General features: G+C 56.0%; 1 protein-coding gene. It reads left to right on the top strand.

Annotation, left to right across the window (positions count from 1 at the left end):
* On the top strand, positions 1-291 hold a 291-nt coding region (locus tag AC1RPW_RS08365), incomplete at both ends, for a hypothetical protein (protein WP_481769502.1).

The following is a 291-nucleotide window of genomic DNA, read 5'->3' as shown; positions in this document are numbered from 1 at the left end:
AGTTGGAAGAGCGCGCGGAGCAACGGGCAAAGGGCAACATGTACGAAAATGAATCGTGCCGTATACGTGCCGATCAAGAAAAGCTCGTCGAGCTTAGTGGTGTGCTGGGATCATTGACGTGCACTGGTACCCAGAGTGCGGTTCTCGAACAGGTGCACGCGATTGCGAAGCTCGCATTCGACGAGGTTGCTGTCATCTGGGATGAATCGGAGTCCGAACTTGAGGTTCGCATCTTGTCCGGGCTGCTCGACATGAGCATCTTCCTGCCATGTGAGCGGGCCGGTGACATCC

This window comes from Dellaglioa sp. CoH-55-MRSF-8 (assembly GCF_056782195.1).
Note: the sequence above shows the minus strand (reverse complement) of the source record. Positions and strands in the feature narration are given on the sequence as shown.